This is a genomic window from Candidatus Electronema sp. JC (assembly GCF_048287365.2).
Taxonomy (GTDB): Bacteria; Desulfobacterota; Desulfobulbia; order Desulfobulbales; family Desulfobulbaceae; genus Electronema.
This window is the reverse complement of record NZ_JBLWEM020000023.1, coordinates 37572-45554: the sequence shown is the minus strand read 5'-3', so window position 1 is coordinate 45554 and position 7983 is coordinate 37572. Positions and strand designations below refer to the sequence as shown.

Here is a 7983-nt window from a genome sequence, read left to right as displayed (position 1 = left end):
CAGGACTGACCCGCTCCGCTTCGGCGCTGCTATAAACTCGCTGAGTGCCGATTAAAAAATTAATATAATCGTACTCACTTACTTTGGATTTATTCATCCTGATAGGTTAACTGATTTTTACCAACTGCGTAACTCCTATTTGTTTTTCGAGGACGACTGGCCGAAAAAATAGCCAAGGATGACCAGAAAGCCGTTGCTGAGAATTTGCGATTCCGCGCCGAAGATCATGCCGCCAATCAGGGCGACAGTGACCATGAGAAGGACAATGCCGCCATTGGTGATGCTGTATTGCATGTTCGCTTACGTAGAAGCGTCAAATGATTGGGCAGTGTAAATAAGTGTCAAGTGATTTCTTCCACGCAGCCTTTGTGTCGAAGTCCTTTGCTAATTCTTCACCATCGCCTCTTTTTGTGAATGCACCCATGCCGTGTTGAATCATGTAACGAGGATAATAATCCGGCACCCCAATTCGCACGATCTCCCTGCAAGCTACTGCAAGACCTTCTGGACTGCCAAGTATCTCCTTTATATTTTTCTGGAATTCGACTCGTTTGCTTTCATCCAATGCACCTAATGCCTGCATAAAGGCAACATCTACTGCTTGATGGGCTGTCTTGTCTACTACCCGAAAAGTATCAAAACGTCCATATGTTCCTGCAATTGCGAAAAGGAAGGCACCTTTTTCATACATTTCTGAGTCAACACACTTCGACATAGACTTGTAGAGATCAGTTGGGGTGTATTTGCTCTCCACTTTATCCATACCGATACAACCAACGTCGTATTTTGATTCCAGGTTGCCAGATGCCTCAATTATCTGGATAGTTGGTTGCGTTGCAGAGTCGGCGGCAAAAGCCCCAACAGTAAAACCAAATGAAAAAGCAGCGATCGATGCAAAAATTGTTCTCGTTTTCATATTTCCTCTCAGGATTTTTTTGTCAAATAATCGTGGCGCGGCTGCCGCCTCCACAATTTTCGCAGCACATGACCCGAAACTGCTCTATATGATCAGCAGGACTGGCCGCAGTCCGCCGAATCGCCCTTGATTTTGCGCAGGCCATGCGCCAAGGCGGGCAGCACGGCCTCCAAGTTTTCTTTCGCCGCCCGCTCGCTGCCGGGCAGATTGATGATCAGGCACTGCCCGCGTACCCCGGCGATGCCCCGCGACCAGACCGCCTGCACGGTTTTGGCGAGGCTGGTTTGGCGCATGGCCTCGCCCAGCCCCGGCACCTCCCGCTCAATCACCCGGCGGGTTGCCTCCGGCGTGCGGTCGCTGGGCGAAACTCCGGTGCCGCCGGTGGTGACGATCAGATCCAGCCCCCGCTGGTCAGCCCATTCGGTCAGCGTGGCGACGATCAGCTCTTCTTGATCAGGAATGACCGCGCTGGCGGCCACAATGAAGCCCTGCGTAGCCAGAAGCTCTTGGAGCAGCGGCCCGGCGGTGTCCTGCCGCTCGCCGCGCGAGCCTTTGTCGCTCAAGGTGAGCACGCCGCAGGTGAACGGGGAAAATTTGCTCATGGCATTGACCTCGTGGTGAAAAATCATGATCTCCAGCCCAGCCAAGTGAAGGCGGCGTAGGCGAGCAGCCAAGCTGCGATGACGGCAAGGCACCAGCTTCTGGCCCGGCCTGCCGCAGGCAGCAAAAGCAGCGGCCCGATCAGTGCGGCAGGCAGCGCGATTCCGGCCCAGAAGGCGGGCAGATGGCGCAGCAGCTCCTGCATTCCGATGAAAAACCACGGCCCGGCGATGCGCAGCAGACCGAAACGTTCCGGCTCAAGAGGAATTTTTACGAAGGCCGCTGCGGCAAGCAGCAGCAGAAGCAGCGGCAGATGATTGCGCCATAGCGCGCCATAGCGGCGGAGATGCGGCCAAAGGCAGAATGCGGCCAGCAGCATCAGTCCGACCGCGTGATGCAGGTAAATTTTCCGCAGGCCCGCCGCGCCAATGTCGAGCAGCAATTTGTTCAGCGGCTGGCCGAAGAGCGGAATGGAGAGCGCGATGTTTTCCGCAATTGCTCCAGCAGCTTCTCCGGTCGCATCGCCGCGCAGAATGTAGCCGGTGAAAAGCAGGCTCAGGGCGACCGGCGCGCTGGCGGTCAGCCGCAGCCAGTCCGCTTGAGAAAACTGGCCGCTGCGCCGCCCGATGACCAAGGCCAAATGGATGAGCAGCAGGCAAAAAAACGCTTGGCTGGAGCAGTAGTGCAGCGAACGCCAAAAGGTGCCGAAGGGGATGACTAACTGGATGGTCGCGGTGGAATAGAACGGCTCCGCCGGGTTGTACTGCAAGCCGAGCACCAAGCCGGACAGCGCGGAAATATAGAGGCTGATCAGGGCGTGGCCGCCCCAGCGCAGGGAGAAAAGCCAGCTTTGCAGTGCCGCGAGCTGACCAGCCATCAAATCGTCACCACATAGCCGGTCACTGCGCCGGTCTCATCTTTTTGCAGCTCCACTGGAAACGCGGGCAGGTTTTTCTCCGCAGGTCCGGCCAGCCGCAGGCCCTGCGGGCTGAAGCGGCTCTGGTGGCAGGGGCACTCAATCATCTGTTTGTCTTCCAAAAAATTCACCCGGCAGCCGAGATGGGTGCAGGTGCGCGAAACCGCCCAAGCCGTTTGCCGGTCCGGCGAGGCAAAGAGGAAAAATTCCCGCTCGGCGTGCACTCCGCTGCGCGGCAGCGGAGCCGCGACCTTCACATAACGCGGCTTTGGTTTGACCGTGAAGCCGGTGAACTTGAGCAGGGGATGAATCAGCGCCAAGCCGGAAAGAGCGGCAGTCCAGCGGAGAACAGCTGTCAGCACGCTGCGGCGGTCATCGGAGGAGGCATGAGGGCAAGACATAGCAATTGCGGCGGCAAGGACGAAAACATTGACAGGCAGGGGGCAGAAAATCTTTTGCTCCGCTGGCGTTGTGCAAAAAGTTTACTATATAGCACGAAACCGCAGCAAACAAGCTGATTCTTCATGCAGGCGGCCCGCGCAAGCGGCGTGCGCCTGCTGTCTTTTTCCGCTTGACAGCGCGGCGGCATTATATGAAATTCTGCGGACAAGAACTTCAACGCCCAAGGAGGCTGCGCATGAACTACGCTTGGTTTGAAAAAATTGCTCCGCATCTTGCTGGCAGCCCGCTGGTGCTGATCGGCTTTGTCCTGCTGCTCGCCTACGGGATTCACTGGCAGCTGATAAAATCCGGCTTGCTGTCTCAAGTGGACAAGAAAGACAGCGGCCTGATCATCCGGCTCTTTCTCCGCTACGGCTTCTGGCTGGCCTTGACCTTGCTGCTGGCGGGAGTGGGCTTGGAGGCGTGGAAAAGCTACGTGGCAAAGATTCCGCCCGTTGACGCGGCAAAGCTGGCGGAAAAGCTGATGGAGCCACTGCAAGGCGAGCTGGCCACGAAGAACGAGCAGATCAAAGCCCTGACCAAAGCCATTACCGCCCTGTCGAAAGCTGATGCGCCTGGCCGCCGCATTGATGAAGCCCTGCAAGCCTTGCAGCGTGGCGATGCCAAGCAGGCCGAGGCTATTTTTGCTGAGGTGCTGAAAACAAAAGAGGCGCAAGGCCGCGCTGCGAACAAAGAAGCGGCGGCGGCAGCCCGGCACTTGGGCGCGTTGGCTTACATGAACAATCCCAAGGAAGCGCTTGTTGCCTACCAAAAGGCCGCAGAGCTTGACCCGGACAATCCTGACGGCTGGAATCGGCTTGGGCATTTGTTGAGCCGTACAGGGGAGCTGGCGCAGGCGGAAGCGGCATATCGCAAGGTGCTGGCCTTGGGCGGCACGAAAAAATGGCAGGCAGCAGCCACCGGCAATCTGGGCCTTGTGTATGCAACACGCGGGGACTTGGCGCAGGCGGAGGAGATGCACAAAAAATCTCTGGTGCTGAATGAAGTCTTGGGCAGCAAGGAAGGCATGGCGATCAACTACGGCAATCTGGGCAATGTGTATTTCACAGGCGGCGACTTGTCGCAGGCGGAGGAGATGTATAGCAAAGCTGTGGTGCTTCATGAAGCCTTGGGCAGCAAGGAGGGCATGGCGGCGAATTACGGCAATCTGGGCAATATATATTATACACGCGGAGACTTGGACAAGGCGGAGGAGATGCACAGGAAAGCTCTGACGCTCAATGAAGCCTTAGACAGCAAGGAAGGCATGGCGGCGGATTACACCAATCTGAGCAGTGTATATTTCACACGTGGCAACTTGTCGCAGGCGGAGGAGATGCACAGGAAAGCTCTGACGCTCAATGAAGCCTTGGGCAGCAAAGAAGGCATGGCACTGAATTACGGCAATCTGGGCATTGTGTATTCCACGCGCGGCGACTTGGTGCAGGCGGAGGAGATGTATAAAAAATCTCTGGTGCTCAATGAAGCCTTGGGCAGCAAGGAGGACATGGCTGCGAATTACACCAGTCTGGGTTTGATATATAAAAAGCGCGGGGATTTGGCGCAGGCGGAGGAGATGTATAAGAAGAGCCTTGAAATCAGCGAGGCGTTAGGGATGAAAGAAGCAACGGCGAATCAATACGCCAATCTGGGCAGTGTATGTAAAAAGCGCGGAAACTTGGCGCAAGCGGAGGAGATGCACAAGAAAGCTCTGGTACTGCATGAAGTCTTGGGCAGCAAGGAAGGCATGGCAAAGTCTTACGGCAATCTGGGCAATGTGCATTTAATACGCGGAGACTTAGCGCAGGCGGAGGAGATGTACAAGAAGAGCCTTGAAATCAGCGAGGCGTTAGGGATGAAAGAAGCAACGGCGAATCAATACGCCAATCTGGGCAGTGTATGTAAAAAGCGCGGAAACTTGGCGCAAGCGGAAGAGATGTGGAAAAAAGGCCTGCATCTATTTAAGGAAATGGGGCACCCAAACGCCAAGGAAGTGCAGCAATGGCTGGATGGTTTAGGCAAATAGTCCAGCGTCTTTCTTTCGCCCGCAGCAGTGCCTCTCCTTCCTGACCAACAGCGCAACGCCGAACCTCCCGCAGTATCCCTCCAGAAAACACCTCGCCGCATTCCGCATCGCCTCGCCGCATTCCGCATCGCCTTGACGCGCTCAGAATTGCCTCGCTGCTGAACTCGATGAACCGCTGCGGAGATTTTCACCGTGCTGATTGATTCGGCACGTTGCTGCCAAGCTCCTTGCCGCGCCACACTGCCCATAAAGCCGCTGCATGAATCATCGGCCTGCTGATACAGAGCTTTCCGTAATGCGCTTCTCTGCATGATAATGCGAGGCAGAGCAGACCGTCTCGTTCTGCAACAGCAAAAAACATCTTGCATTATTGCATTCAGCGGCGTATCGTGCAAGTGCTGTGCGCGGCAACGGGCTGGCCGCTGCTGTGTCGCAGAGAAACAGCGGATATATCACAGGAGGCTGGATCATGGCGGAGTTCCCGAAAACAGAAGAAGGCATCATACAGCTGGCGCAAACGATGATCAGCGGCATGACGGAAAATGCCGATTATCCTGCGCCGCCAGTTCCAGCAGCCCAGCTGCAAGCGCTCTTGGATGAATTTGTCGGCGCAAGCAATTCCCAAGTTGCGGCATACGCTGCGGCGGAGCAGGCCACGCAAACCAAGCGCACGAAAAAAGAGACCCTGACTGGCGGAATGCGGGCGGATTTGAACTATGCCGAATATGCGGTGAACGGCGATGACGCAAAGCTGAATCAGATTGGCTGGAGCGGACGGATGCCGCCTTCGCCGATTGCCGCGCCTGGCCAGCCGCTGAATTTTCAGGTTGTCCGGCAAAGTCCGGGCGCAGTGAGCCTGCGCTGGAAGCGGTCTGCTGCTGACGGCGGCCCCGCCGCTTATTTTGTCATCAAACGGCGGGGACGGGGCGACGACGAGGAATGGACACCGGTGCACACGCTGACCGGCGTTGAGGCGGAACTGACAAATCAGAAGCGCGGCAAAGAGCTGGAATATTGCGTTACCGCTGTCAACAGATCAGGCGAAAGCCTGCCGAGCAACAGCGTGATGGTGGTGCTGTAAGGGTTTATTGCCGGGGCGAAAATTTCTTCGCCCCGGCAATGCCAGCAAAAAGGCAGCATCCAACAAGGGCAAAAGATTTTTTGCCCCTACGTTGGCCGATGATGTTTTGGTAGGGGCGAAAAATATTTCGCCCAGGCATTTTCCTCAATGCCCGAACTTCGTCTTCAGCGCAGCCAAGACATGCGCCGGAACCATGCCGCTGATGTCCCCGCCGTGCCGCGCCGCGTCTTTGATGATTGATGAGCTGATGTAAATCCAGCGGAATCCGGTCATGAGGAAAACCGTTTCCACCCGCCGCTCCAGCTTGCGGTTCATCAGGGCGAGCTGGAGTTCGTAGTCAAAATCAGAGACCGCCCGCAGGCCGCGAATAATGGCGCAGGCGTTTTTGCGCACGGCGTAATTCACGATCAAACCGCTGGCCGTGTCAACCTCCACGCGCTCATTAGCCGCAAAGCATTGCTGAATCATGCTGATCCGCTCCTCCAAGCTGAAGAGCGGGTTTTTGGAGGGATTGAGAGCAATGGTGACAACCACGCGCTCGAATATCCGCAGCGAGCGGGTGATGATGTCAATATGCCCGTTGGTGATCGGATCGAAGGTGCCGGGATAAATGGCGATGCTCATTGCGCCAGCTCCTCTGTCCGCCGGTAAAACCAGAGGCCGGTTTCGCCGTAGCTGCGCTGATCAGTCAGCGACAGACTGCCGCACCGCTCAGGCAGGCGGGCGTTTTTGCGCTCCTCAGCAATCAGCAAACCGCCTTCTTGCAACAAGCCGCTTTCCGCCGCTGCCGCCGCAGTTTTTTCCGCTAGATTTTTTTCATAGGGCGGATCAAGAAAGATCAGATCAAAGCGCATTCCAGCAGGCAGGCGGTTTTTCAATTTGACGAGACTGTCAGGCTTAGACAAATCGAGCTGAAGCAGCGCGGCATTGGCTCCGGCGGCGCAGCGGCTGAGGCTGTCCTGAATAAGCTGCAAGGATGTTTTCGACAGATCGGCAAAGACCGCCGCCGCCGCGCCCCGGCTCAAAGCCTCCAAGCCGAAAGAGCCGGTGCCTGCGTACAAATCCAGCACCGCGCTGCCGGGAATTTCCGCCGCGATGATGCTGAAGAGCGCCTCGCGCACGCGGTCGCTGGTGGGACGAATAAGCGTGCAGCCAGGTTTCGGCCCGCTGATGCTGCGGCCTCGCGCTGCGCCGCCGGTAATGCGCATCGCTCAGGCCGCTCCGCTGTCTGATGACGGCGGCGGCTGATTTTTCCGCCGCATCAGCCCGTACAGCTCCAGCAGCGGCCCGGAGGCGGCGTAGCTGAGGGCGGCGATGAACAGCGTCACCGGCGGCTCGGAAGCGAGCACCACCAAGATGAGAATAATGCCGACCAGCGCATGAAAACGCCGCTCGCGGGGAATGTGGATTTTCTTGAAGCTCCGGTAGCGGTGGTTGGAAATCATCAGGTAGGAGAGCAGATAGACCAGCAGCAGGATGGAGATGTGCCGGACCGTGCCTTCCGCGCCCAAGTGGCGGGAAAACATCACCGCTGTGGCCACGGCTCCGGCGGCGGCAGGGCACGGCAGGCCGACGAAATCATAATTCTTCTGCTTCTCCGGCTGCGGCGGCGCGGCGGCGAGAGTGTTGAAGCGGGCCAAACGCAGGGCGGTTGTGGCGACATAAAGAAAGGCGGCCAGCCAGCCGTAGCGGCCATAGGGTTTCAACGCCCAGAGATAGGCAAGCAAGCCCGGCGCCACGCCGAAAGAGACCATGTCGCAGAGCGAATCCAGCTGCATCCCAAAATTGGAGGTGGAGCCAGTCATCCGGGCAACCCTGCCGTCCAGGCCGTCAAAGATGGCGGCGATGATGATCGCCACCGCAGCGGCGTAAAAATGACCGTTGATTGAGGCGACCATCGAATAAAAACCGCTGAAGAGGCTGGCGACGGTCAATGTGCAGGGGAGGAGAAAAGCGCGGCTAGGCTGGGGCAGTTCCATCATGGCGGCTCGCTGGCAGGAGAA

10 protein-coding genes are annotated in these 7983 nt (G+C 57.2%); 2 read left to right on the top strand and 8 right to left on the bottom strand.

The genetic code is table 11. From position 1 onward, the window contains the following. Positions 1–135: 135 nt before the first annotated feature. From ACNKH3_RS03680 to ACNKH3_RS03660, 5 genes are all read right to left on the bottom strand, one after another. On the bottom strand, positions 136–294 hold the full coding sequence (locus ACNKH3_RS03680; protein WP_420208292.1) for a hypothetical protein: 159 nt from the start codon (positions 292–294) through the stop codon (positions 136–138). A 19-nt stretch (positions 295–313) separates the two neighbouring features. After that, positions 314–916, bottom strand: coding sequence for a hypothetical protein (locus tag ACNKH3_RS03675; protein ID WP_420208291.1), 603 nt, complete (start codon positions 914–916; stop codon positions 314–316). 92 nt (positions 917–1008) lie between these two features. Further along, positions 1009–1518, bottom strand: coding sequence for a MogA/MoaB family molybdenum cofactor biosynthesis protein (locus ACNKH3_RS03670; RefSeq protein ID WP_420208290.1), 510 nt, complete (start codon positions 1516–1518; stop codon positions 1009–1011). Between the two features lie 23 nt (positions 1519–1541). Then, positions 1542–2393 carry a hypothetical protein gene (locus ACNKH3_RS03665; protein WP_420208289.1) on the bottom strand — a complete coding sequence of 284 codons (852 nt, stop codon included), beginning with the start codon at positions 2391–2393 and terminating at the stop codon, positions 1542–1544. Continuing rightward, positions 2393–2833, bottom strand: a complete 441-nt coding sequence (locus tag ACNKH3_RS03660) for a ubiquinol-cytochrome c reductase iron-sulfur subunit (RefSeq protein ID WP_420208288.1) — start codon at positions 2831–2833, stop codon at positions 2393–2395. The genes ACNKH3_RS03665 and ACNKH3_RS03660 overlap by 1 nt, the downstream gene beginning before the upstream one ends. Before the next feature lie 236 nt (positions 2834–3069). Between ACNKH3_RS03660 and ACNKH3_RS03655 the strand changes: the two genes are divergently transcribed. Together ACNKH3_RS03655 and ACNKH3_RS03650 are read left to right on the top strand one after the other, a co-directional pair. Further along, the gene (locus tag ACNKH3_RS03655; RefSeq protein ID WP_417916259.1) at positions 3070–4899 is read left to right on the top strand and encodes a tetratricopeptide repeat protein; all 1830 of its coding nucleotides are present in this window, start codon (positions 3070–3072) and stop codon (positions 4897–4899) included. 469 nt (positions 4900–5368) lie between these two features. Continuing rightward, the gene (locus ACNKH3_RS03650) at positions 5369–5980 is read left to right on the top strand and encodes a fibronectin type III domain-containing protein (RefSeq protein WP_417916260.1); all 612 of its coding nucleotides are present in this window, start codon (positions 5369–5371) and stop codon (positions 5978–5980) included. A gap of 144 nt (positions 5981–6124) precedes the next feature. Here ACNKH3_RS03650 and coaD read toward each other — a convergent pair whose 3' ends face one another. Genes coaD through pssA form a run of 3 tightly spaced genes read right to left on the bottom strand, consistent with a single transcriptional unit; the run spans position 6125 to position 7959 of the window. Then, the gene (gene coaD / locus ACNKH3_RS03645) at positions 6125–6604 is read right to left on the bottom strand and encodes a pantetheine-phosphate adenylyltransferase (RefSeq protein ID WP_417916261.1); all 480 of its coding nucleotides are present in this window, start codon (positions 6602–6604) and stop codon (positions 6125–6127) included. Then, entirely contained in the window at positions 6601–7188 is a 588-nt protein-coding gene (gene rsmD / locus ACNKH3_RS03640; RefSeq protein ID WP_417916262.1) for a 16S rRNA (guanine(966)-N(2))-methyltransferase RsmD, read from the bottom strand. Before rsmD ends, coaD begins: the two co-directional genes overlap by 4 nt. A gap of 3 nt (positions 7189–7191) precedes the next feature. Beyond that, on the bottom strand, positions 7192–7959 hold the full coding sequence (gene pssA / locus ACNKH3_RS03635) for a CDP-diacylglycerol--serine O-phosphatidyltransferase (protein WP_420208287.1): 768 nt from the start codon (positions 7957–7959) through the stop codon (positions 7192–7194). Between the last annotated feature and the right edge of the window lie 24 nt (positions 7960–7983).